Annotated in this window: 26 protein-coding genes; 5 read left to right on the forward strand and 21 right to left on the reverse strand. The window is 73.4% G+C overall.

Annotated elements, in window-relative coordinates; all coding sequences use genetic code 11:
* Positions 1-5 precede the first annotated feature (5 nt).
* The 11 genes from ssuE to IO40_RS0102530 form a co-directional block, all read right to left on the reverse strand.
* Complete coding sequence (gene ssuE, locus IO40_RS0102485) at positions 6-614, reverse strand: NADPH-dependent FMN reductase (RefSeq protein WP_016470535.1); 609 nt, start codon at positions 612-614, stop codon at positions 6-8.
* Between the two features lie 58 nt (positions 615-672).
* Complete coding sequence (locus IO40_RS38470; protein WP_016470534.1) at positions 673-1017, reverse strand: winged helix-turn-helix domain-containing protein; 345 nt, start codon at positions 1015-1017, stop codon at positions 673-675.
* Positions 1017-1910, reverse strand: coding sequence for a TauD/TfdA dioxygenase family protein (locus IO40_RS0102495; protein ID WP_031174770.1), 894 nt, complete (start codon positions 1908-1910; stop codon positions 1017-1019). Before IO40_RS0102495 ends, IO40_RS38470 begins: the two co-directional genes overlap by 1 nt.
* A gap of 50 nt (positions 1911-1960) precedes the next feature.
* Positions 1961-2842: an ABC transporter permease gene (locus IO40_RS0102500; protein WP_031174771.1), complete on the reverse strand. Its 882-nt coding sequence runs from the start codon at positions 2840-2842 to the stop codon at positions 1961-1963.
* Positions 2839-3675: an ABC transporter ATP-binding protein gene (locus IO40_RS0102505; protein ID WP_016470531.1), complete on the reverse strand. Its 837-nt coding sequence runs from the start codon at positions 3673-3675 to the stop codon at positions 2839-2841. The genes IO40_RS0102500 and IO40_RS0102505 overlap by 4 nt, the downstream gene beginning before the upstream one ends.
* Positions 3672-4733 carry an ABC transporter substrate-binding protein gene (locus IO40_RS0102510; protein ID WP_031174772.1) on the reverse strand — a complete coding sequence of 354 codons (1062 nt, stop codon included), beginning with the start codon at positions 4731-4733 and terminating at the stop codon, positions 3672-3674. Before IO40_RS0102510 ends, IO40_RS0102505 begins: the two co-directional genes overlap by 4 nt.
* A gap of 227 nt (positions 4734-4960) precedes the next feature.
* A complete protein-coding gene (locus IO40_RS39735; RefSeq protein ID WP_359503262.1) occupies positions 4961-5047 on the reverse strand; it encodes a putative leader peptide in 87 nt (28 codons plus the stop codon).
* Between the two features lie 196 nt (positions 5048-5243).
* Positions 5244-6479: a S8 family peptidase gene (locus tag IO40_RS0102515; protein WP_016470529.1), complete on the reverse strand. Its 1236-nt coding sequence runs from the start codon at positions 6477-6479 to the stop codon at positions 5244-5246.
* A gap of 181 nt (positions 6480-6660) precedes the next feature.
* The gene (locus tag IO40_RS0102520) at positions 6661-7677 is read right to left on the reverse strand and encodes an amidohydrolase family protein (protein ID WP_031174773.1); all 1017 of its coding nucleotides are present in this window, start codon (positions 7675-7677) and stop codon (positions 6661-6663) included.
* On the reverse strand, positions 7674-8426 hold the full coding sequence (locus tag IO40_RS0102525; protein ID WP_016470527.1) for an SDR family NAD(P)-dependent oxidoreductase: 753 nt from the start codon (positions 8424-8426) through the stop codon (positions 7674-7676). The genes IO40_RS0102520 and IO40_RS0102525 overlap by 4 nt, the downstream gene beginning before the upstream one ends.
* Positions 8423-8740 (reverse strand): hypothetical protein, encoded by a 318-nt coding sequence (locus tag IO40_RS0102530; RefSeq protein WP_016470526.1) that lies wholly within the window; start codon positions 8738-8740, stop codon positions 8423-8425. Before IO40_RS0102530 ends, IO40_RS0102525 begins: the two co-directional genes overlap by 4 nt.
* Positions 8741-8810: 70 nt before the next feature.
* Between IO40_RS0102530 and IO40_RS0102535 the strand changes: the two genes are divergently transcribed.
* The 3 genes from IO40_RS0102535 (at position 8811) to IO40_RS0102545 (ending at position 10982) form a co-directional block, all read left to right on the forward strand.
* The gene (locus tag IO40_RS0102535; RefSeq protein ID WP_016470525.1) at positions 8811-9677 is read left to right on the forward strand and encodes a LysR family transcriptional regulator; all 867 of its coding nucleotides are present in this window, start codon (positions 8811-8813) and stop codon (positions 9675-9677) included.
* Between the two features lie 112 nt (positions 9678-9789).
* On the forward strand, positions 9790-10371 hold the full coding sequence (locus IO40_RS0102540) for a TetR/AcrR family transcriptional regulator (protein ID WP_031174774.1): 582 nt from the start codon (positions 9790-9792) through the stop codon (positions 10369-10371).
* A gap of 71 nt (positions 10372-10442) precedes the next feature.
* A complete protein-coding gene (locus IO40_RS0102545; RefSeq protein WP_016470523.1) occupies positions 10443-10982 on the forward strand; it encodes a YczE/YyaS/YitT family protein in 540 nt (179 codons plus the stop codon).
* A gap of 527 nt (positions 10983-11509) precedes the next feature.
* Here the strand turns inward: IO40_RS0102545 and IO40_RS0102555 are convergent.
* From IO40_RS0102555 to IO40_RS0102570, 4 genes are read right to left on the reverse strand one after another with little or no spacing between them, the layout of a single operon-like run.
* Entirely contained in the window at positions 11510-12295 is a 786-nt protein-coding gene (locus IO40_RS0102555; protein ID WP_031174775.1) for an SDR family NAD(P)-dependent oxidoreductase, read from the reverse strand.
* A 14-nt stretch (positions 12296-12309) separates the two neighbouring features.
* Positions 12310-13449 (reverse strand): mandelate racemase/muconate lactonizing enzyme family protein, encoded by a 1140-nt coding sequence (locus IO40_RS0102560; protein WP_031174776.1) that lies wholly within the window; start codon positions 13447-13449, stop codon positions 12310-12312.
* Between the two features lie 37 nt (positions 13450-13486).
* Complete coding sequence (locus tag IO40_RS0102565) at positions 13487-15208, reverse strand: N-acyl-D-amino-acid deacylase family protein (RefSeq protein ID WP_078659689.1); 1722 nt, start codon at positions 15206-15208, stop codon at positions 13487-13489.
* Positions 15208-16617, reverse strand: coding sequence for an MFS transporter (locus IO40_RS0102570; RefSeq protein WP_199813899.1), 1410 nt, complete (start codon positions 16615-16617; stop codon positions 15208-15210). Before IO40_RS0102570 ends, IO40_RS0102565 begins: the two co-directional genes overlap by 1 nt.
* A gap of 120 nt (positions 16618-16737) precedes the next feature.
* On the opposite strand from IO40_RS0102570, the gene IO40_RS0102575 reads away from it, so the two are divergent.
* On the forward strand, positions 16738-17382 hold the full coding sequence (locus IO40_RS0102575) for a GntR family transcriptional regulator (protein ID WP_031174779.1): 645 nt from the start codon (positions 16738-16740) through the stop codon (positions 17380-17382).
* Between the two features lie 274 nt (positions 17383-17656).
* Here the strand turns inward: IO40_RS0102575 and IO40_RS0102580 are convergent, their stop codons facing one another.
* The 6 genes from IO40_RS0102580 to IO40_RS0102605 all read right to left on the reverse strand — a co-directional run bounded on the left by IO40_RS0102580 (position 17657) and on the right by IO40_RS0102605 (position 23168).
* Positions 17657-18184, reverse strand: coding sequence for a DUF1697 domain-containing protein (locus IO40_RS0102580; protein WP_030405788.1), 528 nt, complete (start codon positions 18182-18184; stop codon positions 17657-17659).
* Between the two features lie 56 nt (positions 18185-18240).
* Complete coding sequence (locus IO40_RS0102585) at positions 18241-19563, reverse strand: SAV2148 family HEPN domain-containing protein (protein ID WP_078565806.1); 1323 nt, start codon at positions 19561-19563, stop codon at positions 18241-18243.
* Positions 19564-19962: 399 nt separating this feature from the next.
* A complete protein-coding gene (locus IO40_RS0102590) occupies positions 19963-21252 on the reverse strand; it encodes an MFS transporter (RefSeq protein WP_031174780.1) in 1290 nt (429 codons plus the stop codon).
* Positions 21253-21441: 189 nt separating this feature from the next.
* Positions 21442-21828 (reverse strand): VOC family protein, encoded by a 387-nt coding sequence (locus IO40_RS0102595; RefSeq protein WP_030405786.1) that lies wholly within the window; start codon positions 21826-21828, stop codon positions 21442-21444.
* Positions 21825-22118: an ArsR/SmtB family transcription factor gene (locus IO40_RS0102600; protein WP_016470518.1), complete on the reverse strand. Its 294-nt coding sequence runs from the start codon at positions 22116-22118 to the stop codon at positions 21825-21827. The genes IO40_RS0102595 and IO40_RS0102600 overlap by 4 nt, the downstream gene beginning before the upstream one ends.
* Before the next feature lie 153 nt (positions 22119-22271).
* Entirely contained in the window at positions 22272-23168 is an 897-nt protein-coding gene (locus tag IO40_RS0102605) for a LysR family transcriptional regulator (protein ID WP_031174781.1), read from the reverse strand.
* Between the two features lie 168 nt (positions 23169-23336).
* Here IO40_RS0102605 and lpdA point away from each other — a divergent pair, with 168 nt between their 5' ends.
* A complete protein-coding gene (gene lpdA / locus IO40_RS0102610) occupies positions 23337-24764 on the forward strand; it encodes a dihydrolipoyl dehydrogenase (protein ID WP_031174782.1) in 1428 nt (475 codons plus the stop codon).
* Positions 24765-24837 lie beyond the last annotated feature (73 nt).

The raw sequence follows: 24837 nt of genomic DNA on the forward strand, positions 1-24837 counted from the left end.
TCCTTTCACGCGGCGGGCGATCCGGCGGTCAGGGGGATGCCGGCGCTGTGCCGCGCGGTGAGTGCGTCGGCCAGTTCGCCGACCGCCTGGGCGAGGCCCGGCTCGGCCTCGGCGGCGAGCCGGATCTCGGCTTCGGGTGCGGGGCCGGTGGTGATGTGCCGGTCGAGGACGAACCAGCCGCGCAGCACGGTGTCGCCGCCCAGCGCGGTCAGCACGGGCCGCAGGGCGTAGTCGAGGGCCAGCACATGGGCCGGGCTGCCGCCGGTGAGCAGCGGCAGCACGGGTTTGCCGCGCAGGGCCGTGCGCGGCAGTACGTCGAGGAAGACCTTCAGCAGGCCGCTGTAGGCCGCCTTGTAGACGGGTGAGCCGATGACGAGGGCGTCGGCGTCGGCGACGGAGGCCACCGCCCGGCGGATCGCGGGGTGGCCGTGGTCGGCGGCGAGCAGCGCCTCCGCCGGGAGGTCGCGGACGGCCAGGTGCCGTATCCGGTGACCGGTGCCGTGCCCCGCTTCGTTTCCCTGTCCGCGGCTGAGCCGGTGGCCCACGTGGTGGAGCAGTTGTTCGGTGCGGCTCGGGCGGGCGGGGCTGCCCGCGAGGGTGAGGACGTGTGCCATGGAGTTCCTTGGTGGAAGGCGGCCCCCCGCCGGGTGGCAAGGGGGCCGGGCCGGGGCGTCAGGGGACGTACTTGTAGCCGACGCGGCGTACCGTCACGATGCGGCTGCGGTGGCGGGGGCCGAGCTTGCGGCGCAGACGGGCGACGTGGACGTCCACGGTCCGTCCGTCACCGACGTGCTGCCCGTAGCCCCACACCCGGGCGACGAGCTGTTCGCGGGTGTGCACCCGGTGCGGGCGTTCCACGAAGTGGGCGAGCAGCTCGAACTCCAGGTAGGTGACGTCGAGTTCGGTGCCGTCGACGTGGACGGTGCGCCGCTCCCGGTCGACGTGCACGCCCTCGCCGGCCGCTCCGGCGGCCACCGGCAGCCTCACGAGGCGCAGGGCGGCGGTTCCCGTGCTCATCAGGCCACCGCCGCGGGGGTGTAGTGGGCGGCCTCGTCGCCTTCGAGGACCCTGCTGCGTCCGCCGTCCGCCCCGACGGGTACGTCACCGGCGACGGTGACGCGGTGCAGCCGGCGGGGCAGGTCGCCGTAGTCGTCGGGGGCGTAGTGCTGGGTGATGCGGTTGTCGAACAGGACGAGGTCGCCGGGCGCCCAGGTCCAGCGGACGGTGTTCTCGGGGCGGGTGACGTAGGACTGGAGGACGCGCAGCAGGTCACGGGACTCGTCGGCGCCGAACCCGAGGAGGTGCTGCGCGAAACCGCCGATGAACAGGCCGCGTTCGCCGCTTTCGGGGTGCACCCGCACCACGGGGTGTGCGGTGCGCCAGCGGCGGGAGGTGAAGACCGCGCGGCGTTCGGCGGCGGCCCGGTTCCTCGGCTCCGCGTAGTCGTGGTCGTTGGTGTGCACGGCCCACAGCCGGTCGGCGAACTCGCGCAGCGGCCCGGGCAGGTCGGTGTAGGCGGCGGCGGTGTTGGCGATGAGGGTGTTGCCGCCGTACGGGGGGACGACGAGGGCGCGCAGGGTGCTGGCCTTGGGCGGGGTGCGCACGAAGGTCACGTCGGTGTGCCAGCGGTTGGCGCGGACCCCCTCCTCGCCGTCCACGGGCAGGATGTGCGGCTGTCCTTCGACGGAGGGCACGGTGGGGTGCGCGGTGGTCAGCTCCCCGAAGCGGGCGGCGAACCGCAGCTGGCCGGAGTCGTCGAGTGTCTGGTCGCGGAAGAAGAGCGCCTTGTGTGCGAGGAGCGCGGTGTTCAGTTCGCCGACGAGCCGGTCGTCGAGGTCTTCGGACAGGTCGACGCCGAGGATCTGAGCGCCGATGCGGCCACCGATGCGGCGGATGTCGAAGCTGGTCATGTCGGGTTCCTTCCGGGGTTGGGGCGCGTGGAGTTGCCGGGCTCGCCGGGTCACCGGGTGGTGCGCCACGACGTGAAGCGGCGTTCGAGGGCGACGAGGAACTGGTTGAAGCAGACGCCGAGCGCGGAGACGGTGAGGATGCCGGCGTACATCTGCGGGATGGCGAAGTTGTACTGGGAGTTGTTGATCAGGAAGCCCAGACCGGCCTTGGCGCCGACCATCTCGGCGGCGACGAGCACCAGGATGGCGACGGCCCCGGCCAGCCGGATGCCGGTGAAGACGGCCGGCACGGAGGCGGGCAGGATCACCTTGGTGAACAGCCGCCAGGGCGGCAGGCCCACGCTGCGGGCCAGTTTCAGCAGCGTGGGATCGACGGTGCGGACGGCGCTGATGGTGTTGAGCAGGATCGGCCAGGTGCAGGCGTACAGGACGATGGAGACCTTCGAGGTCTCGCCGATGCCCAGCAGCAGCACGAAGACCGGCAGCAGTGCCAGCGCCGCCGTGTTGCGGAAGACCTCCAGCGCGGGCCCGAGCAGGTCGGCGACCGGTTTGTACCAGCCGATGAGCAGTCCCAGCGGTACGGCGAGCGCCACGGCGAGCCCGAATCCGCTCAAGGAGCGCACCAGACTGGCACGCGCGTCGTCCACCAGCTGGCCGTCGGCGAGCAGTTCCCACCAGGCGGCGGCGACCTCGCTGAAGGGAGGCAGGAACACCCGGTCGGCGAGGCCGAGGCGCGGCGCGGTCTCCCACAGCGCGACCAGCAGCACGAGGACCGCCGTACGGGTGAGCGCGGTGCGGGCCAGGATCAGGAGCCGGCGGCCCCGGGCGGGACGGGACGGCCCGGGTCCGGTGTGCGGGGTGCCGGTGCCCTCGGGTGCGGACGCGCCGTGCCGGGTGGTGCGGTGGGTGCCGGGGGTGAGGAGGGCGCTCATGCGGCCACCGTCGGGTGCGCGGCGGCGGCCCGTTCGAGTTCCTGGGCGCGGTGCACCTCGTCGTGGAGCAGTTCCCACACGCGGTGCCGGAAGGCGGCGAACTCGGGGGTGGAGCGCGGGTCCTCGGCGCGGGTGCGGTCGCCCAGGTCGATGCGGAGCTGTTCCTTGACGCGGCCGGGCCGGGAGGTGAGGACGGTGACGCGCTGCCCGAGCAGGACGGCCTCGTCGATGCTGTGGGTGATGAAGACGACGGTCTTGCCGGTGCGCTGCCAGATCCGCAGCAGTTCGTCCTGGAGGGATTCGCGGGTCTGTGCGTCGAGCGCGGCGAAGGGTTCGTCCATGAGCAGCACATCGGGGTCGTAGGCGAGGCTGCGGGCGATGGCGACGCGCTGGCGCATACCGCCGGACAGCTCGTGCGGGTGGCGGTCGGCGAAGCCGTCGAGTCCGACGAGGGAGAGGTAGGCGGCGGCCCGTTCGGCGCGTTCCCGGCGTGGCACCCCGCCGGCCTCCAGACCGAACTCGACGTTGCCGCGCGCGGTGCGCCACGGGAGCAGGGCGTACTGCTGGAAGACGGTGGACCGGTCGCGGCCGGGGCCGGTGACGGGCTTCCCGTCGAGCAGGACGCGGCCCGAGCTGGGCCGGGTGAGCCCGCCGAGCAGGTCCAACAGGGTGGACTTGCCGCAGCCGCTGGGGCCGACCAGGACGCTGAACTCCCCGTCGGCGATGTCCAGGTCGATGTCCTCGAGTGCGGTGAAGGTGCCGGCGGTGCCGCGGGCGGTGGCCCGCAGTGGAAAGGTCTTTCCGACGTGCTCGAAGCGGATCTTGCTGGTCATGGTCGGCTCCCGGAGCGGTGGCGGGCGGGGGCGGGGCTGTGGTTGAAGGCGTTGGTGTAGATGTCGGGCAGGTGGACGCGGTCGGCCTTGATGTCGCCGCGCCGTTGCAGCCAGCGCGCCCACAGGGACAGTTCGCCGGGCGCGATGCGACCGCCTGCCCGGGCCACGCCGTAGGAGCGCCAGTAGCGCAGGGGGTCGAGGTCCTCGCTGCGGTCGCGGCGCCGCACGATGCGCACCATCCGGGCGACGACCTCGTCACGCGGGGTGCGCCGCGACCAGTCCAGTGCCCTGCCGACGCCGGTCACGAAGGCGCGGGCCTGTTCGGGGTAGCGGTCCAGATAGCGGTCGGCCATCACATAGGTGCCGGCGCTGAAGGTGCCGAGCAGACGGTGGTCGTCGAACAGGGCGCGGATGCCGCCGCGTTCCCGCGCCTTGTCCCGCAGGATGTCGCCGAGGACGGCCACGTCGATGTGGCCCTTGCGCAGCGCCTGCTCGGTGTTGACGGGCGGCAGTGCGATGCGTTCGACCTGTGCGGCCTGCGCGGGGTCGAGGCCGGCCCGCTCCAGGTAGGTGTCGAGCATCGCCTCGGCGTGGGCGCCGAGGGTGTTCATGGCGACTCTCCGCCCGATCAGGTCGCGGGCGGTGCGGATCGGGCTGTCTTCGAGGACGTAGAAGCCGTTGTAGCGCTCCTCGTCGACGCCGTAGTAGCTGATGACGGCCCGCACCGGGGCCTTGGCCGCGGCCATCTTGACGACGGCGCCGTTGAACGCGCCGCCGAAGTCGGTGTCGCCGGCGGCTGCCGCCTGGATGTCCTGCGGGCCGCTGGTCGTGTTGCCGACCCAGCGCAGGGTGAGGCCGTCGAGGTGGCCGAGATCCTCGGCGAGCTCGGCCGGGGTGACGGTCCCGGCCCAGCCCTGGTAGCGGAGGGTGTCGGCGGGGACTCCCCGGCCGGAGGCCCGGCCGCAGCCGGTGGCGGCGGTGGCGGCGAGGCCGGTCAGCGCGGTGTAGGCGAGGAACTCCCGTCTGCGCAGGTGCGGGGGACGCTCGGGTGGACGCACGGGTGCCTTCCGTTGCACGGCCGGAGCGCGCGGAACACGGAACGGCCCGGACCGGTGCGGCACATGCGTCAGGTCATGCGCGCTGCGGTACGGGGTGTCCCGGGCGCTTCCGGGTCGGATCGCCGCGCGGCCGGCGGCTCCCGCCGAGGCGGAGCACGCGAAGGGCTACGGCACGGGCGGGGCCGTGGCCGGGCGCGGCGCGGGAAAGGGTGAGCTGAGGGTGCGCGTCAGGCGCAGACGGGGGCACACAGGGCGCTGGCGTGCCGTCGCAGATCGACGTGCAGGCGCGCTACGAGATTCCTGTACTGGCTCACGGCTGTGAGCTTGCCAGCCGGTCGCCGGGGGCGTCAACGGCCGGTTTGTTAAGCCCGTGTGAGCCGGGCCACCGTGCGGGGAAGGTGAAGGCCCGCCGTGCCCCGTGGGGGGAAGGCACGGCGGGCCTGGTGTTGCGCTTACCCGGAAAACGCGGGCTACGCACAAATCCCGCGCACGATTGAGCACGAACGGGTGTCACTCGACCATGCGCAGCAGCTTGTTGGGGGTGCCCTTGGTCGGATTGGTGATCGCTTCGGTCGTGGCGTGCTTGGTGAGGGCGGCGGCGACCTGCGCCGGGGTCGCCTTCTTGTGGCCGGAGAGGTAGACGGCCGCGGCTCCGGCCACGTGCGGGGACGCCATGGAGGTGCCGGACATGGTGGCCGTCCCGCTGTTGCCCCGGTGGCTCGCGGAGACGATGTCGACACCCGGCGCGTAAAGGTCCACGCCCTTGCCGTAGTTGGAGAAGTAGGCCTGCCCGTCCTCGCGGTCGGAGGCGGCCACCGTCAGCGCGGTGGACACCCGGGCCGGGGACGAGCTGAGGGCGTCGGCGCCCTCGTTGCCCGCGGCCACGGTGTAGGTGACGCCGGAGGCGATGGAGCGCCGGACGGCGGCGTCCAGTGCGGAGTCCTTCCCTCCGCCGAGGCTCATGTTGGCCACCGAGGGGCCCTTGTGGTGCTTGGTCACCCAGTCGATACCGGCGACGGCGGTCGCGGTGGTGCCCGAGCCCTCGTTGTCCAGCACCCGCACGGCGACGACCTTCGCCTTCTTGGCCACACCGCACCGGGTGCCCGCGACGGTGCCGGCGACGTGGGTGCCGTGGCCGTTGCCGTCCTGGGCGGTCTTGTCCTTGTCGACGGCGTCGTAGCCGTAGGAGGCCCGGCCGCCGAAGTCCTTGTGGCTGATGCGCACGCCGGTGTCGAGGACGTACACGGTCACGCCCGCCCCGGCCGTCGAGGGATAGGCGAACTTCTTGTCCAGGGAGGGCGTCTTCTGGTCGATGCGGTCCAGCCCCCAGGACAGCGGCTTGTACTGGGTGGCGGTGCCGGTGATGTGCAGCCGCTGGTTCTGGTGGACCTCGGCGACCCGGTCGTCGGCGGCCAGGCGCCGCGCCTCCTGGGCGGTCATGCCGGTGGTCTGGAAGCCGTTGACGGCCGAGTCGAAGGTGCGGCCCACCTTTCCGCCGTACTCCCGGGCCAGGCCGGCGCCGGCGTCGCGTATCCGCTCGGCCCGCACTCCGGTGCTGTGCGGCTTGAGCAGCACGATGTAGCTGCCCTTGACGGCGTCGGGGGAACCCGCACCGATGACGGTGCCCTCGGCGGGCGCCGCGCCCGCGGGGAGGGTGAGGAGCGTCGCGCCGCCGGCGAGGGCGACCGCCGCGCCGATCGCGAGGGTTGTGCGGCGCTTCGTGTTCCGGGCCACGTGGGTTGCCATGGACGAGGAAGCCTCTTCTCGTGTCTGCGGGGACGGCGGTCCGGCCGGCCGGCCGGGCCGCCGTCGGTTGATGTGACCCTGTCGGATCTTCACCCCGCGACTCAAGCTGTGGAGGCTGTTGTGATGTTTGCAACGCCTGTGACGGATGTGACGGGACGGTGCACGCCGCCCCCGCAACGGCTCACGAAGGGGACCGATTTCCCGGGGCGATGCCGAAGACGCGCTCGGCCGTGCGGTGGCCGATCGCCGTCCGCTGCACATCGGTCAGCGGCGCGTCCCGCAGGAAGGCCACGGCGGTCGCCGGGTCCTCGTACGGATAGTCGATCGCGAACATGACACTGTCCTCGCCGACCGCCCGCAGCGCCAGCCCGAGCACATCGGGATCGTCGATGCCGCTCGTGGTGATGACGAAGTTGCGGCGGAAGTACTCACTCGGCGTCAGCGACAGCCTCGGCATCGGAGTGGCCGCCCCGGCCGTCCGCCTCGCGAACGCGTACCGGTTGTCGATCCGGCGCAGCCAGTACGGGATTCGTTCGCCGAGGTGCCCGAGGACGACGGTCAGCTCCGGATGACGGTCCAGCGTGCCGCTGAGGATGAGCCGCATGGCGTGCAGCCCGGCCTCGGCCTGATAGCCCCAGATCGCCCCGGAGAGCCCGTGGTCGCGGTAGGCGGCGAACATGCTCGGTGCCCGTGGGTGGAGGTAGACCGGTGCCCGCGCCGCCTCGGCTGCCTGAAGCAGCGGCGCGAACTGCGGCTCGTCCAGGTACCGTCCGCCCGTATGTGAGTTGATCATGATGCCGGCGAGTCCGAGAGACCCCACGGCCCGCTCGGTCTCCTCCGCCGCGGCGGCCGGGTCCTGCGGGGCCACGGTGGCCAGTCCGCCGAACCGGCCCGGATACCGGCGCACGACCGCGGCCAGCGCGTCGTTGAACTCCCGGGCCAGCGGCACCGCGTCGGCCGCCGCATAGGGCTGGACGCCGGGCGGATTGAGGCTGAGCACCGCCGTGTCCAGCCCGAGCGCGTCCATCTCCCGCAGCCGGGCGTCGAGGTCCGTGAGCCGGGCCCGGGGGCCGGGAGACGTTTCCACGGCACGCATCAACGCCGTCTCGGTCTCGTCTCCCGGCACCACCTCCAGCCCGTGCGCGGCGCGCAGGAACTCCTCGGTCGCCATGTGCTCCTCGACCGCGACGAGCCTCATGCCCGCCGCCCGCCGTCGACCGACATCGCGATCCCGGTGACGAAGGAAGCGGCGTCCGAGCAGAGCCACACCGCCGCAGCGGCGGCCTCCCGAGGCGTGGCCAGCCGGCCGAGGGGGGTGGCCGCCGCCTGCCGCACGGCCAGGTCGGTGCCCGCCGCCACCTCCTCGTACCCGGGGGTACGGGTGGGGCCGGGGCAGACGGCATTGACCCGGATGCCCTCCGGCGCGTGGTCGACCGCGGCGACCTTGGTGAGGCCGACGATGCCGTGCTTGGCGGCCACGTAGGCGGGGGCGGACGGAATCGCGTACAGACCGCCGTTGGAGGCGATGTTCACGATCGCGCCGCCCCCGCGTTCGCGCAGCGCGGGCAGCTCGTACTTCATGGACAAGAACGTGCCGGTCAGATTGACGCGGACCACACGCTCGAACTCGTCCGAGGTCATCTCGTCGAGCCTGCGGCCCTGCGAGGCGAGGCCGGCGCTGTTCACCGCGGCGTCGAGACCCCCGAACGCGGCCACCGTACGGGCGACCGCCGCCCGCACGGACTGTTCGTCGGCGATGTCGACGGTGACGGCCAGCGCCTCCCCGCCCTCCTCGCCGATGGCCTTCGCCGTCCCGGCCGCCGCGTCCGCGTCGATGTCGAGCACGGCCACCGCCGCGCCACTGCGGGCGAACTCGAGCGCCGCGGCGCGGCCGATCCCGCTGCCCGCCCCGGTGACCAGCACCGCCTTGCGGGGCGCGCCGCTCATGCCAGCGCCTCGTGGTTGGCCCAGGCGACCTTGTACGGGTGCCGGGACTGCCAGCGGCCGATCACCTCGTGCACGCCCGGCGCGCCGAACGCCTTCGCGAGGGCGTCCATGTCGGCGACGGACAGCTGCACGATCGCGGTCGCGATCAGAGCCGGAATGGCGTCCTCACCGGGGACGGGAAGGTGACGACGGGTGGCGACCGACTGCACGGCGCCGGAGTCGAGCATGACCCGTTCGATATCCGCGAGGTACTGGTCCAGCTCGGCGTCGGGCAGCGGCTGGTCGAAGGAAACAATCATCGTGTGCTGAATCATGCAGCCATTCTCGGCCCGGCACAGCGCCCGCGTCCAAGATCGATTCGCTATTCGGCGATAACCTACAGGCATGAGTGAACTGGAGACCCGCGAGCTGGAGTACTTCCTCGCCCTCGCCGACGAACTGCACTTCGGGCGGGCCGCCGTCCGGCTCTCCATCGCCCAGCCGGCGCTGTCGAAGGCCGTCCGGCGGATCGAGAGCCGGCTCGGTGTCCCGCTCTTCATCCGCTCCAGCAGACACGTCGAACTCACCCCGGCCGGAAAGGCGTTGCAGGAACACGGCCGGCACGCGCTCAACGCGGTGAGCGCCGCCGTCCGGCACGCCCGGCACGCCGGTGACGCCCGGGCCCGCCTGCGGCTCGTACTCAAACCGGGCGGCGACGCCGGACTGCTCTCCGGGCTCCTGGCCCAGTACTCCCAGCAGCCCGACGCCCGCCAGGTGGACATCCTGTTCAGCGGCCCGGCCGACCGCACCGACTTCCTCCGCGACGGCCGCGCCGATGTGGGACTGCTCTACGTGCCGTTCGACGACCTCGACGGCCTGGCCCACGAGACCCTGCACACCGAGGACCGCGTGGCCGTCGTCCCGGCCGGACACCGGCTGGCCGGGCGCCCTTCGGTGCGCATGGCCGATCTGGAGGGCGAGACGCTGCCCCGCTGGAAGGGGGTGCCCGGCGGTGACGGCACCGGCCCCGAGGTCGCCGACGTGGTCCAGATGCTCCAGATGATCACGGTGGGCCGGACAATCGGGGTGCTGCCCCGCTCCCTGGTCGAGCCCGTCCCGCCGGGCCTGACCTGCGTCCCGGTGACCGACGCGCCGCCCAGCAGCCTGGTGCTCGCCTGGCCCGAGCAGGACCGCAGGCCCCTGGTCGCCTCGTTCGTGACCGCCGCGCTCAGGACACGCGGAACCGACGCGGCACAGAACAGCGACGCCTGACCCGCCCTCCGGGCGGCGACGCCCCCGCGCGCCCGCGCCGCACACCCCGCCCATGAGCCGCCCGGCTGCCGAACGTCTGGCGCACTCCTTGCCTAACCAGTAAGTTAAGTACATGAGCAGCCGAGGACGCGCCAAACAACTGCTGACCGAGGCGGCCGACACCGTCTTCTACGAGCACGGCATCGCCTCCACCAGCGTGGACGCCGTCGTGGAGGCGGCAGGAGTGTCGAAGCCGACGCTCTACGCCCACTTCCCGACCAAGTCGGCCGTCGTCGCCGCCGGACTCCGCCACCGGCACGCCACCCGCAAGGCGGAACTGGAGGAATGGGCGGCCCGTGAGGACGACCCCCGGCACCGCCCGCTGACGGTCTTCCGCTGGCTCCAGGACTGGTACGCCGAACGGGGACGGCGCGGCTGCGCGTTCCTCAACGCCGCAGTCGAGGCCCCGCAGACCGACATGACGATCCGCACCCCGGTCCAGGAGGAGAAGACCTGGCTGCTCACCTTCCTGAGCCGCCTGTGCACCGAGGCCGGATGCGGCTCCCCGCAGGAGCTCGCCTCACAACTGCTCCTGCTCATCGACGGTGTCGCCGGACGCGTCGTGGTGCACGGCCCGGAAGCGGCCCCGCAGGCGGCGGCCGACGCGGCTCGCGCGGCGGCAGCCCTGATCGACGCCTCGGAGCCCGCGCGGTGACGCGCTCCTCGCCGCTTCTCCTCACCCGCTGCCTGCGCCTTTCCGCGGGCCTGGTGCTGTACGGAGCGTGCATGGCACTGCTGCTCAAGGCGGACCTCGGCGCCGACCCGTGGACCGTCTTCACGCAGGGCATCGCCCGCAGGACGGGGTGGAGCCCGGGCGCGGTCCTGCTCGGGGTCTCGGTGGCCGTCTTCGCCCTGTGGGTGCCGCTGCGGCAACGGCCCGGAGCCGGCACCGTCGCCAACGCGCTGCTCGTCGGGCCGCTCCTCGACCTGGCACTGTGGGCGTTGCCCGTCCCGCACGCGCTGCCGGTGCGTGTGCTGTATCTGCTCGCCGGTGTGCTGGGAATCGCGCTGGCGACGGGCCTCTACGTCGGTGTCGGCTGGGGCCCGGGCCCCCGGGACGGATTGATGACCGGCCTGGCGCGCCTAGGCCTCCCGCTCGCTGTCGGCCGGACGCTCGTGGAGGTGTCGGTGCTGGCGGCAGGCTGGCTGCTGGGCGGCACGGTCGGCCCCGGGACCGTCGTGTTCATGGCCACCATCGGCCCCCTGGTCGGCTATGCCCTGCCCAGGCTCACACTTGCCCGGGCCGGACCGGGAACCTCCCGCTGAGGTCCCGCCCGCCCCACTCCCCCGGTCCCGTCCATCCAGCGCGTGACGGCTCCCGGTCATGTCCGGGGGCTGCGGAAACCCACCTCTCGGATCTCCGGAGGCCGGCGGCGGGTACGACTCTTCGGCGGTCGGCGGCGGATACGGCGAACGGGAACCGAGGTCACCGCTGTCTCCCCTGCGTGGTGCGGCTCGCGACCCGGAAGTCGTCATGCAGTCGGCGCGCCTGACCCTCCATGGTCGACGGCATGCTCCTCACGGCACGGACGGCACGGAGTGCGCGCCCGTCGCCGGACTCCGAGGCGATCACCGGCCCTGCGCGCGCTCCGCTCACGCGGCCGGACACCTCGGGCCGGGGTACCGCTCCGCAGTCGGCCAGGTGCGGTGACGACGGAGGGCCCGTCGCTGCCGTATCCGCCCGCCGGCCAGGGCACGCGCCCCTGCCTCCGGCCGGAGCGGTCGGCCTCGGCCCCGTGAACGTCACCGGCGGGAGTCCGGAGGGCGGGAGTCCCGCCTTCCGGCAGCGGGGTTCAGACGCTGATCGAGGACTTCGCCAGTACCCCGCCGTCGCAGCCGATCAGCGAACCGGTGGTGTACGAGGACCCGTCGGACAGCAGCCACAGGACCGAGGCGGCGATCTCCTCGGGCCGCGCCATCCGGCCGAGCGGGACCTCGCGCGCCACCTGTTCCCGCATCCGGTCGACCTCCTCCGCGGGCACCCCGGCCCACATGAGGGGCGTCTCGGTCGGGCCCGGGACCACGGCGTTCACCCGGATTCCGTGGCGCGCGTAGTCGACGGCGAGCGTGCGCGTCATCGAGCTGATCGCGCCCTTGGACGCGCCGTACGCGGTCGCGCCGCCCGCGGCGAAGCCGACCTGCGCGGCAGGGGAGCCGCACAGCACGATGCTTCCGCCGCCGCCCCGCATCATCTCCGCCAGCGCCTGCTGGACCACCAGGAAGGTCCCCGTCGTGTTGACCTCCAGCACTCGCCGCCACTGGGCCGCCTCCAACTCGTGCGCGGGGCCGCCGCGGTCGATGCCCGCCGCGGTGAAGAGGCCGCGCAGCGGGCCCGGCCCCTGCCGCACGGCGGCGAAGGCCCGCTCGACCGCTGCGGTGTCGGTGACGTCCAGGACGTGACCGGCGCCGGATCCGCCGAGCGCGTGCACGGCGTCGAGCGTCGCGGCCATGGCGTCCCCGTCGGTGTCGGTCACATGGACGAACCAGCCGTCCCGTGCGGCGGCGAGCGCGGCGGCGGCCCCGATCCCTGAGCCCGCGCCCGTGACCAGGAGCGCGGAGGGAGATGCTGAATCGGTCATCGAATCCTCCGGTCTCACACGGTGGCGAGGAGGTGGCCGGCGTCGGCGTAGCGGTCGAGCTTGTCCGGATCCAGCTCGATCCCCAGGCCGGGCTCCTCCGGAATGCTGAGCATGCCGTCCTCGTCGAGCCGCCACGGACGCGCGGTGAGGCCGTCGACATAGGGCGAGCCGGTGACGTACTCGACAAGGTCGGTGTCGGGCAGCGCCGAGGCGAGCTGGAGGTCGGCCGCGAGCCCGACCGCGGTGTTCCAGCCGTGCGGCACGAGCTTGATGCCGTGGTCGTGTGCGGCCCAGCCGATGCGCCGCAGTTCGCTGATGCCGCCGGCCTTGGTGACGTCGGGCTGCACGATGTCGAGCGCACCGGCCTCGACCCAGGGCTGGAACGCCTGCCGGCGGGTGAGGACCTCGCCGCCGGAGATGGCCACCGGCGCGAGCCTGCGCAGCTGTGCGTAGTCCTCCAGCGCGTCCGGTGGCAGCGGCTCCTCGAACCAGGCGACACCGTAATCGTCCAGCATGCGCGCGGTGCGCAGCGCCCACTTGTACCCCTGACGCCATGCGCTGTCGCTGGCGCCCGCGTCGACCATCAGCTCCGCCTCCGGGCCGACGGCCTCGCGCGCAGCGGCGACGATGCGCTCGTCCAGGCCCGAGTCGTGGCGGCCGAACGGACCCCACCCGATCTTGAACGCCCGCCAGCCTGCCTCGCGCAGCCCGAGCAACTGGTCCCGCAGCGGCTCGGGCCGGTCCATCAGCAAGGAGGCGTACGGGCGCACCCGGTCGCGGTACCTGCCGCCCAGGAGGCGCCCGACGGGCTGCCCCGTCGCCTTGCCGAGGAGGTCCCACAGCGCGGTGTCGACGCCGCTGATCGTGTGCGTGACCGAACCGCCGCGCCCCAGCCAGAAGGTGGCGCGGTGCAGCCGCTCGCTGGTGCGCTCCGGTTCGAGTGCGTTCGCCCCTATCAGCAGCGGGCTCAGCACCTCCAGCGCGCCGCGCACCAGGCGTTCGCTGGTGAAGACGCTGCCGATGCCCACGCGTCCGTCCTCCGTGTGGACGGCGACGAGGGTGTGCACGACGTCGTCCTGCGTCAGCTCTTCCTGCCAGCCGCCCTCCGGAGTCGCGCCGCGCAGTCCGGTGGCCCTGACATCAACGATCTTCATGGTGTCCTTTCATGACGGGTGGTGCCGACGGGGTGGGTCAGCTCCCGGCCAGGAAGCGGCCGGCGCGGGTCCCGAGATGCCGGCCGCGGTGCACGACCAGCGCGCCGTTGACCAGCACATGCGGCACCCCGGCCGGATATATGCCGGTGAAGGCGAAGGTGTCCTGCGCGGCCAGGGCCGCGAGGTCGAGCACGGCCAGATCGGCGTGCTGTCCGGGCGCGATGCGCCCCCGCCCGGACAGCCGGAAGCGGTCGGCGACCATCGAGGTCATCTTGCGCACCGCCTCCTCCAGGCCGAGGGTCCCGGCGCGCAGCACGTGGTGGGCGAGGTAGTGGAGGTGCCCGGTGAAGAACAGCGGATGGCGGGTGCGCGCCGCGAGCGGGCCCTCGGTGCGGCTGGTGAAGCCGTCGACGCCGAGGCAGAACAGCGGATGGGCGACCGCCTCTGCGACATGCTCGGGCGTGAACAGCCGCCCCATCAGCTGCACGGCCGGCATGTCCGGCCCCGCGGCGCGCAGTACGTCGAAGAACGCGTCCCAGCAGTCCTGTCCGCGGAGCTCGGCGATCTCGGGGAACGGCAGGCCCTCCAGCTCGGGCGTCGCGGGGCTGGTCGCCAAGGCGACCCTGTCCCACTGGCCCTTGTGCACGAACCGCCAGTAGCGGTCGCAGTCCCGGCGCAGCCGCCGCCGCACACCCGGCTCGCCCAGCCGGCGCGCGGCGTGCGCGGGACCGTCGGCCAGCAGCCAGGCGGGCAGCAGTCCGGTGGCCAGCCCTATCCCGTGCGGATACGGTGTCATGTCGGCCAGCACGTCCAGCCCGGCCTCCCGCTCGGCGGCGAGCCGCCCGACCGCGTCGTGCCAGGCGCCGTCCGGCGCCCCCGTGTCGTGGCGGACGTTCAGATGGGAGAGCTGGGCGCGCAGCCCGCCCCGCCGGGCGACGGTGAGGAACTCCTCCACGGCGTCGAGCAGATGTGCGTCCCGGTTGCGGATATGGCTGGCGTAGATGCCGTCGTACCGCGTCAGGACGGCGGCGACATCGGCGAGTTCACCGGTGGGCGCGTCCCGCCCCGAGCCGTATTCGAGGCCGCTGGACATCCCCAGCGCGCCCGCGTCCATGGCCTCTTCGAGCAGGAAGGCCATCCGCGCGATGCCGTCGTCGCCTGCCGACCCGCCCCGTACGCCGGCGGCGTCGCGCAGGGCCGTGTGCCCGACGAGCCAGGCGAGATTCTGCGCCGTGCCGCCGTCCTGCCAGTGCACGACGTCGAGCAGTTCGGGGAACGTCCGCCAGGAGACCGGCCCTTCGTACCCGAAGGCGCGCAAGGCGCGGCGGGCCTCCTCGGCGCCCGCGTCGCCCAGGGGCGCGTAGGTCACCCCGCAGTTCCCGACGACCTCGGTGGTGACGCCCTGGCGGACGGTGCTCTGGGCGTCCCGGTTGCCCAGCACGGACCAGTCGCTGTGGCTGTGCGGGTCGATGAAGCCGGGCGTGACCGTCAGCCCCGTCACGTCCAGGTGCCGCGCGGCTTCGCACCGCAGATCCGAGCCGACGGCGACGATGCGGCCGTCCCGCACCGCGATGTCGGCCCGGCGGGCGGGGGCGCCGGTGCCGTCGACGACCTGGCCGCCGGAGAGCAGCACGTCGACTGCGTGGGAGACGGCACTGGCGGATGCGGCCGGCGTGGCGGGTGCGGCCGACGTGGCGGGTGCGCCGGCGGGCAGGGCCGTGACGCGGGAGGCAGGGGTCTGCGGTTCGGGCGCGGACATCAGCGCAGTTCCTCCTTGTGACGGTCGCGCACCCGGCTGAGGAAGGCCAGCGAGACCAGCGCCCCGAGGACCAGGTAGAGCGCGGGGGCGACGGCGATGCCGGTGGCGGTCGCGAGGTAGGTGTTCACGAAGGGCGCCGTGCCGCCGAAGACGGCGGCGCCGACGTTGTACGAACTGGAGAACGCCGTCGAGCGGACACGGGTGGGGAACAGCTCGACGAACAGCGCCGCCATCGGCCCCGAGACGGCGGCGAACAGGACGACGAAAACGATCTGCCCGATCAGCGCACCGGCGAGCGTGCCGTTCGTGGCGAGCAGGAAGACGGGACAGGTCGCCACGGCATAGAGCGCCAGCGCACCGCCCATCAGTCTTTTGCGCCCGAGGCGGTCGGAGAGCGCACCCGCCGCGACGATGAGCGGCACCTCGATCAGCAGGGCTACGGCGTTGGTCGTCAGGGCGTCCGCCAGTGAGAGCGCGCCGACCGCGTCGAGGAAGGCCGGGAAGCTGGTCGCGGTGTACCCGTAGAGGGTCACGCCGAAGACGATGCCGAGCACGAGCAGCCAGCCCCGCCGCGTCTGCGCACTGTCGTCCCCGACACCGCCTCTCTCCCCGCCCCCGTCGCGCCCGGGATGGGCCCCCTCGGTCCCCGTCCCGTGCCGATGCTCCGCCTTCCGGGCCGCGCGCAGCTCGCGGTACGCCGGGGACTCGTCCAGCTTCAGGCGGACGAACAGTCCGACCGCCGCGACGACGCCGCCGAGCAGGAACGGGACCCGCCAGCCCCAACTGTCCACGGTGGCCTCGGACATGAACCGCACGACCGCCATGGCGACGCCCGTCCCCAGCAGGAAACCCGCCACGGTCGACGCCTGCACCACCCCGGAGTAGAGCCCGCGGCGGCCGGTGCGGGCGTACTCGATCAGGAACGTCGCGCCACCCGTCCACTCCGCGCCCGCCGCCAGGCCCTGGACCATCCGCAGCGCCACGAGCAGGGCGGGAGCGAGCGCCCCGACCGAGGCGTGGGTGGGCAGCAGCCCGATGAGCACGCTCGCGACGCCGACAGTGACCATCGTGACCGCGAGCATGCTGCGGCGTCCGGCCCGGTCGCCCAGCCGCCCCAGGACGATCGCGCCCAGCGGCCGGCACACGAACCCGACCGCGTACGACGCGAACGTCACCAGCAGCGAGACGGTAGGGTCGTTCGAGGGGAAGAACAGCCGCCCGATCACGGCCGCCATCGACGCGTAGATCGCGAAGTCATACCACTCCAGCACGGTGCCCAGCACCGCAGCCGTCGTGACCCTGCCCGGCACGCCCCGGCCGCCGTCCGTACGCCCGGACGGCGTCGCCGGCTTCTCCGGCTTCTCCGGGTTCGCTGGGTTCGCTGGGTTTGCCGCCTTCGTCAGCTCCATGGCCCCGCCTCTCTGTGGGCCGACGCGGCCCAGGACGCCGAAGGTAGACGAGCAAATGGTAGATGGTCAACCATCGGCCATCTGGTAACCTGGCGTAGCCGATCGAAGGAGTCCTGCACGATGGCGGCATCGCCCACATCACCGCCCGAGTCCCGGCGCGACTGGATCCTGCGCAATCTGCGCGACCGCATCGCCCACGGCGAACTCACCGCGGGGGAGAGACTGGTCGAGCGGGACATCTCGATGCACTACGGCATCAGCCGGGGCCCGGTCCGCGAAGCGATCATGGTTCTGGAGCAGGAGGGACTGGTCGTCACCCACTCGTATCGGGGGGCCGTCGTCGCCGAGGTCACGCAGCGGGAGATCGAGGAGATTCTGGTCCCGATCCGGCTGGTGATCGAGAAGGCGGCTTTCCGCGCCGCGGCCGAGGCCGCCGACCAGGAACTGTTCGGGACGCTCGACGGGCTGGTGCGGCAGATGGAGTCGGCCGCCGCCGACCCGTTGGACGCCAAGGCGCTCGCCGATCTCGACGTGGCGTTCCACGAGGCCGTGATCGCCGCCGCCGGGCAGACGCAGTCACTGCGGATCTGGCGCACCATCCAGCCAAGGGTGCGGGCCTATTTCCTCCGTGACGCCCCGCACCACGAGAGCCCTCGCAGTGTCGTCGACCAGCACCGGTCCCTGCTCGACGCCCTGCGGTCCGGCGAACCGGAGCGGTCCGGGAACGAGATCGCGGAGCACATCGGGCTCCACCTCGGCCACTGACGGCCCACAGAGGGCGACGCCGGCAGGCGCGGCGCCTGCCGGGACGGCGCCGGCAGGGGACGGCCCTGCCGGGAGGGAGCCGATGACCGCGCCCACCGCCGCGAGCCCGCGGGCGGCGAGCGGCGAGCGGCCTCCGCCGTCAGCGCAATGGCAGAAGCGGCCCGCTGGTCCACGCCGACGCCGTCACCCACCCATGACCGGGCATCGGACAGTCCCCCCATGAGCGAACCGACGACCGATCCGCCCGACCGACGCCCCGCAGGCCCTTGCAGTGCTAGCTCGTCAGCTCGATGAGCCGCTGCACCGTGCGCCAGTTGCGGCCCGTCATCGTCAGGGCCGGCCGCACCCGCTCCAGTGCCGCCGGGAGCCGGCTGCGTCCCATCCCGTGGGGGAAGTGGCAGTAGACGGCCCGCCCGATGTGCCGGAAGGTGTCCGGCGCCCACAGCTGTGCGTCCAGCCCCGCGAAATGGTCTTCCGCGGGCTCCTCCTCGATGAAGAGCACCAGCACCTTGGCCGGGTCCAGCTCGGCCACGGGCAGCGGGCAGGCGGCGGCCACCGCCCGCAGTTCCTCCGCCGTCCGCACCAGGACCGGCACCCGCACACCGAAGTGCTCGGCCAGGGCGCGCTCCAGCACGGGCCCCGGGTGCGGGTCGTCGGTGGTGAGGACGGCGTTGCCGCTCTGGAGGTAGGTGCGCACATCGCCCCACCCGAGTCCGGTCATCACCTTGCGCAGCTCGGCCATGGGCACCTTGTTCTGCCCGCCGACGTTGATCCCTCGCAGCAGCGCGGCGTACCTCGTCATGCCGTACACCGTATGTGCCGCGGCGGCCACGGTCTGCCGCGCCCGCCGCGGCCCGGTCACGACACGGGGCGGGAGTCCGCCCAGAAGTGGTCGAACTCCTCCCGGTAGAGCGGGAAGAGCGCCGCCTCGGTGTCCTCGCCCTGCGGACGGACCCGCCGCCCGGCGCCGCGCAGCACCAGTACGGGCGTCTCCATGCCGCGCGAGTGCCGCAGGTACGACTGGATCACGGCCAGCCCGTCCGCTCCGTCCCCGTCGACCATGTAGGCGGTGAAGCGCGGTGTCTCGTCGAAGACGTGGATCTCGAAGGCCGCCGGGTCCCGCAGCCGGGAGCGCACCCGCCGCATGTGCAGGATGTTCGTCTCCACCGAGCGGGCCAGCTCGCCCTTCTTGAGGCCGAGTTCCCGCTCCCGGCGGCGCAGCGCGCTGCTGGCCGGGTTCATGAACAGCAGCCGCACCCGGCAGCCCGTCTCGGCGAGCCGCACCAGCCGCCGCCCGCTGTAGTTCTGCACCAGCAGATTGAGCCCGATGCCGATGGCGTCCAGCCGCCGCGCGCCGCCGAACAGGTCCTCCGCGGGCAAATGCCGTTGCAGCCGTACCCGGTCGGGGTGGACGCCGACCACGTCCGCGAACCGGTCCCCCACCAGTTCCTCGACGGCGTCCACCGGCATCCGGTCGGCTGCGGCGGCGCCTTCCGGTGCGGCCCCCAGCAGTTCCAGCAGCCGGCGGCACATCCGCTCGGCCTGCGAGAGCACCGTCTCGGACAGGGCGCGGTTGCGGGCCACCGCGCTGCGCGCCACCTCCAGTTCGTCCAGCGCCAGTTCCACCTCGCGGCGGTCCTGGAAGTACGGCTCGAAGCAGGGCCAGTGCTGCACCATCAGCTCCCGCAGCTGCGGGAGCGTCAGGAACGAGATGAGGGTGTCGTCGGCCGGGTCGAGCAGATAGCCCTTGCGGCGGCTGACCTCGCGCACGGCGACGGCGCGCTGCACCCACTCCTGACCGGCCGGCCCCGCGGCGGCGATCACCCACTCCTCGCCGTGCACCGGCTCGTAGATGGGCCGCAGCACGGCGGAGACGACCGCCCGCATCCGCTGCTCGACCAGATTCAGCCAGACGTAGGCGCGGCCGGCGCGCTGCGCCCTGGTGCGGACCTCGGCCCAGTCGTCCTCGTCCCACTCCACGTCGGCGCCGATCTCCATGGGGCGGGCCAGCGGAACCGCGCCCGGCTGGAGCCCGTTCTCCCCCAGATCCCGTCTGGGTGGTGCCCCCTCGCCCGGCCCGCCCGGCGGATCGTCCGCCTGGCCGGCCCGGGAGGCAGCACCGCTGCCGTCCGGCCCCTCACCGCCGTCGCCTGGGGGGAGTTCAAACCCTCCCGCGCCCAACTGCGCACCGCCTTCCGCACCCCGGTCCGACCCCCGCTGTTCGATCAAGGAAGACTACTGCGGGAGCCCGGGTGCCGCACCCGGAACCCCGGTGGCAATCCGGTCCGGGCACGGGCGGAAACAGCCGGGCGCAAAGGCCGCCCCGCGGGAGGGCGTCCGCCGCACGGCCGACCGCACGATTCACCACACCGTTCACCGTACGGTCACCGCGCGGCGCGGTCCTTGCCCGTGCGGGCGCGCGCAGCGGGGCCACAGCGTGGCTCCGGCGTCGGGCGCCCCCTGCGGGCGGGACGCGTCCCCTGGACCGCGACGGTGCGCGCCGGGGGACGGAACAGCGGGCGCCCTGCCCGCACTTGGCACCGGCAGTGCCCGCGCGCCGCCCGCCTCGCGTCCTCGTGCCTACGGTGTGCCGGCGGTGGCCTCCGCCGCCGGGGTGCGGCCGGCGCTCGCGGGGCGTTCCCGCTCCGGGCGGAGCACCCACGACAGGGCACAGGCCGCCGCGGCGGTGCCCACCGCGACGGCGAACGCGGCACCTGGCCCCCGTGCCTCGGCCACCGGGCCGGAGGCCATCAGGGCGAGGGCCTGGCCGCCGATGATGCCGCTGGTCATGAACGCCATCGACTCGCCCAGCCGGGAGGCGGGCACGACCCGTTCGGTGAGGGCGAACAGGGTGATCAGGTGCGGGGCGTAGGCGCTGCCGAGCACCACGACGACCACGTACAGCCACACCAGGCTGTGCACCACCAGCAGCGGCAGGGCCAGCAGGAGCGCGGCGCAGGTGGCGGCGCGCCAGCGTGCGGTGAGGGTCACCGAGGACGGTACGGAGGCCATGGCCAGGCCCACGACGGCGCTCATCACACCCATCGCGGCGTAGACGAGGCCGGACTGTCCGGGGGCGCCCAGTTCCTCCGTCAGCGCGGTGATCCCGGCCTGGCAGGCCCCGAACATGGCGCCCTGCAGCGCGGCGGACGCTCTGAGGGCGTGGACGGTGCCGCGCCGGCGGTGCGGCTCCGCCCGCCGGCGCGCTCTTCCGCGCGGTGCCGCCGCCGGCCGGTGCGGGGCGCGGTCGGGTGCGACCGCGCGGGCCGTGGGGTGCAGCGCGAAGGCGGTGCCGCACACGACGAGGAGCCCGGCGGCGAGCGCGAGCGCGGCGGCCGGGTGGGCGACGGTGGCGGCGACCCCGACGAGTGCGGGACCCAGGACGAAGGAGATCTCGTCCAGGGTTCCTTCCAGGGAGAGGGCCGCCGAGACGGTACGGTCACCGGACCCGGCGCGGCGGGCGAGGGCGACCGTACGGGTGCGGGCCAGCGGTCCCACCTGGGGGACGCTCAGCCCGGTGGCGACGCCGAGGGCGGCAAGCAGCACGGTGGGTGCCCGTCCCAGCGCGGCGACGACGAGGGCGGTGACCGCGCAGGCGTTGAGGAGGGCGGCGACCAGCACGACCGGCCGCTGTCCGAGCCGGTCGGCCAGTCGCCCGACCACGGGTCCCCCCACCGTCTGTCCCGCCGCCAACGCGCCGCCGACCAGTCCGGCGGTGGCAAGGCTGCCGCTGGTGCGTGCCACCAGCAGCAGCGAGCCGAGCTGGCACATGGCCGTCGGCAGCCGTCCCAGGAACGAGACGGCGGGCAGGAGTGGTCCGCCTCCCAGGCCGATCACCGTGCGGTATGTCGTCACCAGTGCTCCAGCCATCGCCCGACGCTAACGCGCCGCATCACACGGCGGGCACGGTCAGGACGCACGAAATGACAACGGTCGGGTACGTACGTTCGCATGACACCGGCCGGTGCCGCGCCGCTTGTCGGCACGGCACCGGCCGGAGGCTCCGTACCCGGTGCGCGGGAACTACGCGGTGTGCGCGATGTACACGGTGCGCACGAGCTATGCCGTGTGCACGATCTGGATCAGGTTGCCGCAGGTGTCGTCCAGGACGGCGGTGGTGACCGGCCCCGCCTCCAGCGGTTCCTGGGTGAAGCGCACCCCGAGCCCGCGCAGCCGCTCGAACTCCGCCTGCACGTCGTCCACCGCGAACGACGCGGCGGGGATGCCGTCGCCGACGAGCGCTTCCTTGTAGGGCCCCACCGCGGGGTGGCCGGAGGGCTCCAGGAGGAGTTCGGTCCCCTCCGGCTCCTCCGGCGAGACGACGGTCAGCCACCGGGCCGGGCCCATCGGGATGTCGTGCTTCTTCACGAAGCCCAGCACGTCGGTGTAGAAGCGCAGGGCCTTCTCCTGGTCGTCGACGAAGACGCTGGTCACATAGATCTTCATGGGGTGCTCTCCGGTGCTTCGGGCCTGAGCCACCGGGTCACGATGTGCTCAAGGGGTTCGGTGTCCAGGTCGTGGAACTTGCAGCGGCCCTGGCGCCGCGTGTGGACCAGTCCGGCGGCTTCGAGTACGGCCAGATGCTGGCTTATCGCCTGGCGGGACAGCCCCAGACCGTGCTTGGTGGTCAGCCGCGCACAGATCTCGAACAGGGTCTGGCCGTTCCGCTCCACCAGTTCGTCGAGGATGCGCCGGCGGGTGGGATCGGCCAGTGCCTTGAAGAGGTCGTCCGCCATGCCCCCACCATAGGCAAGTGTTCGCTTGCCTACCAACCCGGGCGCGCCCGGCCCCGCGCCGAGGGGGCGGACCCGCACCGCCCCTCGGCCGCCGCTCAGCCGACGCGCCGCCACGGCCACCCCTCAGCCCACGCGCCGCCCCTCGACCGCTCCTCAGCCCGCGCGCCGGGCCTCGCCCCGCAGCAGCGCGATGAACGCCTCGGCGGCACCCGTCGGCTCGGAGCGGCAGAAGGCGGTGAGGGGGCGCCGCCAGGGCGGACCGCAGGGAACGAGCTGGCCGGGCGGAACCAGGGAGGGGGCGAGATGGGCGGAGACCAGACAGATGCCCGCTCCGGCGGCGGCCATCCGGGCGGCCGTCGTGGGGTGCTCCACCCGCACGGCGGTGCGCGGCACGAACCCGGCCCGCCCGCAGACGAGGTCCAGGAACGGCCGCCCGTCGATCCACGGTTCCATCCCGCAGCGCACCCAGCCCCGGTCGGCGAGTTCGGCCAGCGCCACCGGCTCGTCGCCGCCCGCGCGGGCGCACAGCGGATCGTCGGGCGGGACGACCAGCACGATCTGCTCCTCGCCGATCTCCCAGGAGGGGCCGGACCAGTCGCGCAGCTGGAAGCCGACGGCCACATCGGCGATGCCGCGCGCCATCCGCTCGCGCAGCTCCTCCTCGGTGACGTACTCGCGCAGCCGCAGCGTCACCCGCGGGTGGAGGCGCCGCATCCGCGCGACGGCCTCGGCGAGGACGCCGACCGCCAGACCGTGCACCGTGGCGATCTCCAGTTCGCCCCCGCTGACCCCGGCGGCTGCCCGCGCCGCGCGGCGGGCCTGCCGGGCGCTGCGCACGGCCAGCTCGGCGTCGGGCAGGAAGGCGCGGCCCATGGGGGTGAGCCGCACACCGCGCGGCAGCCGCTCCAGCAGCGGGCCGCCGACCTCCCTCTCCAGCGCCTTGATCTGGTGGGAGAGCGCCGACTGCGTCACGTGCAGTGTCTCGGCGGCGCGGGTGAAGGACGCCTGCTCGATCACCGTGACGAGGTATTCCATCTGCCGCAGACTCACCGGCCGCCGCCCCCAGCCCCTTGTCCGTACCGCTCACCGTGAACACCGTCCCCATGAACCCTGTCCCATGAACGCCGCCTCACGAGCACCGTCCCATGAACGCAGTTCATCGTGGCCATAGAAGCATTGCGTTGGACTCATCGCACGGCCGGGGCGGAGGCTGAGGCCATGAGCGAGAACAGCGCAGACGTGATCGTCATCGGCGGCGGAACGGGCGGCTACAGCACGGCCCTGCGCGCCGCCCATCTCGGCCTCGACGTCGCCCTCGTGGAGCGCGACCTGGTCGGCGGCACCTGCCTGCACCGGGGCTGTGTGCCGAGCAAGGCGATGCTGCACGCCGCGGAACTCGTCGACGGGGTGGCCGAGGCCCGCGAACGGTGGGGCGTGAAGGCGACGTTGGACAGCGTCGAGTGGAGCACCCTGGCGGCCACCCGCGACGACATCGTCTCGCGCAACCACAAGGGGGTCGAGGGCCAGTTGGCCAAGGCCGGGGTCCGTCTCGTACGGGGCACGGCCACGCTCGCGGGTCCGCGCGAGGTGACGGTGCGCGCCGACGGGGCGGGGGCCGGGCGGTGGACGGCGCGGCGCGGGCTGGTCCTGGCCACCGGTTCCCGCCCGCGGGTGCTGCCGGGCCTGGAGCCGGACGGTACGCACATCGTCACCAGCGACGACGCGCTCTTCGCACCCGGGCTGCCGGACAGCGTGCTGGTGCTGGGCGGCGGCGCCATCGGCGTCGAGTACGCCTCCTTCCACCGCTCCATGGGCGCCGAGGTGACACTGGTGGAGGCGGCCGAGCGGCTGCTGCCGCTGGAGGACGAGGACGTCAGCCGCCAGTTGACGCGGGCGCTGAAGAAGCGCGGCATCACCGTGCTGACCGGCGCCCGGCTGCTGGCGGCGCACCGGGCCGGCCCGGGCATCGAGGCGCGGGTCCGGCCCGCGCGGGGCGACGGGACGACACTGGGGGCGCAGCGGCTGCTGGTCGCGGTCGGGCGGGTCCCGGTCACCGACGGGCTCGGCCTGGCGGCGGCGGGCCTTTCGACGGACCCGCGCGGTTTCCTCCCGCCCGCGGACTGGACGACTCTCGAGACCGCCGTCCCCGGTATCCATGTGGTGGGTGACCTGCTGCCGCCGCCGTCCCTGGGGCTGGCGCACGCGTCGTTCGCCGAGGGGCTCGTGGTCGCCGAAACACTGGCAGGGCGCACCCCCCGGCCGGTGGACTACGCGGCCGTACCGCGCGTGACGTACTCCAGCCCGCAGACCGCGTCGGTCGGCCTGGGCGAGGCGGAGGCGAAGGCCGCCGGGTACGCGGTGCGGGTCAACACGATGCCGCTGACCGCCACGGCCAAGGGCATGGTCCACGGGCAGGGCGGCATGGTGAAGGTCGTCGCCGAGGACGGCCCCGACGGACGGGTGCTGGGCGTCCATCTGGTCGGCCCGCACGTCTCGGAGATGATCGCCGAGTCGCAGCTCGCCGTCGCCTGGGACGCCTCCCCCGAGGACATCGCCCAGCACGTCCACCCGCACCCGACGCTGAGCGAGGCGGTCGGCGAGGCGTTCCTCACCCTCGCCGGGAGGGGCCTGCACCAGCACGCATGACCTCCGCGCGACGGAGGCGGAGCCCCCTGCGGTCACCCGCAGGGGGCTCCGCCGTATGAAACGCCCCTTTTCT

Origin of the sequence: Streptomyces albus subsp. albus, from assembly GCF_000725885.1 — a bacterium.
Lineage (GTDB): Bacteria > Actinomycetota > Actinomycetes > Streptomycetales > Streptomycetaceae > Streptomyces > Streptomyces albus.

Excerpts from the sequence above, each read along its gene's own strand:
- IO40_RS0102505 (WP_016470531.1), bottom strand. The coding sequence starts at position 3,675 with ATGACCAGCAAGATCCGCTTCGAGCACGTCGGAAAGACCTTTCCACTG.
- IO40_RS0102495 (WP_031174770.1), bottom strand. The coding sequence starts at position 1,910 with ATGACCAGCTTCGACATCCGCCGCATCGGTGGCCGCATCGGCGCTCAG.
- IO40_RS0102565 (WP_078659689.1), bottom strand. The coding sequence starts at position 15,208 with ATGTCCGCGCCCGAACCGCAGACCCCTGCCTCCCGCGTCACGGCCCTG.
- IO40_RS0102555 (WP_031174775.1), bottom strand. The coding sequence starts at position 12,295 with ATGACCGATTCAGCATCTCCCTCCGCGCTCCTGGTCACGGGCGCGGGC.
- ssuE (WP_016470535.1), bottom strand. The coding sequence starts at position 614 with ATGGCACACGTCCTCACCCTCGCGGGCAGCCCCGCCCGCCCGAGCCGC.
- IO40_RS0102515 (WP_016470529.1), bottom strand. The coding sequence starts at position 6,479 with ATGGCAACCCACGTGGCCCGGAACACGAAGCGCCGCACAACCCTCGCG.
- IO40_RS0102600 (WP_016470518.1), bottom strand. The coding sequence starts at position 22,118 with ATGGCGGACGACCTCTTCAAGGCACTGGCCGATCCCACCCGCCGGCGC.
- IO40_RS0102500 (WP_031174771.1), bottom strand. The coding sequence starts at position 2,842 with ATGAGCGCCCTCCTCACCCCCGGCACCCACCGCACCACCCGGCACGGC.
- IO40_RS0102540 (WP_031174774.1), top strand. The coding sequence starts at position 9,790 with ATGAGCAGCCGAGGACGCGCCAAACAACTGCTGACCGAGGCGGCCGAC.
- IO40_RS0102520 (WP_031174773.1), bottom strand. The coding sequence starts at position 7,677 with ATGAGGCTCGTCGCGGTCGAGGAGCACATGGCGACCGAGGAGTTCCTG.
- IO40_RS0102545 (WP_016470523.1), top strand. The coding sequence starts at position 10,443 with ATGGCACTGCTGCTCAAGGCGGACCTCGGCGCCGACCCGTGGACCGTC.
- IO40_RS0102560 (WP_031174776.1), bottom strand. The coding sequence starts at position 13,449 with ATGAAGATCGTTGATGTCAGGGCCACCGGACTGCGCGGCGCGACTCCG.
- IO40_RS38470 (WP_016470534.1), bottom strand. The coding sequence starts at position 1,017 with ATGAGCACGGGAACCGCCGCCCTGCGCCTCGTGAGGCTGCCGGTGGCC.
- IO40_RS0102525 (WP_016470527.1), bottom strand. The coding sequence starts at position 8,426 with ATGAGCGGCGCGCCCCGCAAGGCGGTGCTGGTCACCGGGGCGGGCAGC.
- IO40_RS0102570 (WP_199813899.1), bottom strand. The coding sequence starts at position 16,617 with ATGGAGCTGACGAAGGCGGCAAACCCAGCGAACCCAGCGAACCCGGAG.
- IO40_RS0102580 (WP_030405788.1), bottom strand. The coding sequence starts at position 18,184 with ATGACGAGGTACGCCGCGCTGCTGCGAGGGATCAACGTCGGCGGGCAG.
- IO40_RS0102575 (WP_031174779.1), top strand. The coding sequence starts at position 16,738 with ATGGCGGCATCGCCCACATCACCGCCCGAGTCCCGGCGCGACTGGATC.
- IO40_RS0102595 (WP_030405786.1), bottom strand. The coding sequence starts at position 21,828 with ATGAAGATCTATGTGACCAGCGTCTTCGTCGACGACCAGGAGAAGGCC.
- IO40_RS0102535 (WP_016470525.1), top strand. The coding sequence starts at position 8,811 with ATGAGTGAACTGGAGACCCGCGAGCTGGAGTACTTCCTCGCCCTCGCC.
- IO40_RS0102530 (WP_016470526.1), bottom strand. The coding sequence starts at position 8,740 with ATGATTCAGCACACGATGATTGTTTCCTTCGACCAGCCGCTGCCCGAC.
- IO40_RS0102590 (WP_031174780.1), bottom strand. The coding sequence starts at position 21,252 with ATGGCTGGAGCACTGGTGACGACATACCGCACGGTGATCGGCCTGGGA.
- lpdA (WP_031174782.1), top strand. The coding sequence starts at position 23,337 with ATGAGCGAGAACAGCGCAGACGTGATCGTCATCGGCGGCGGAACGGGC.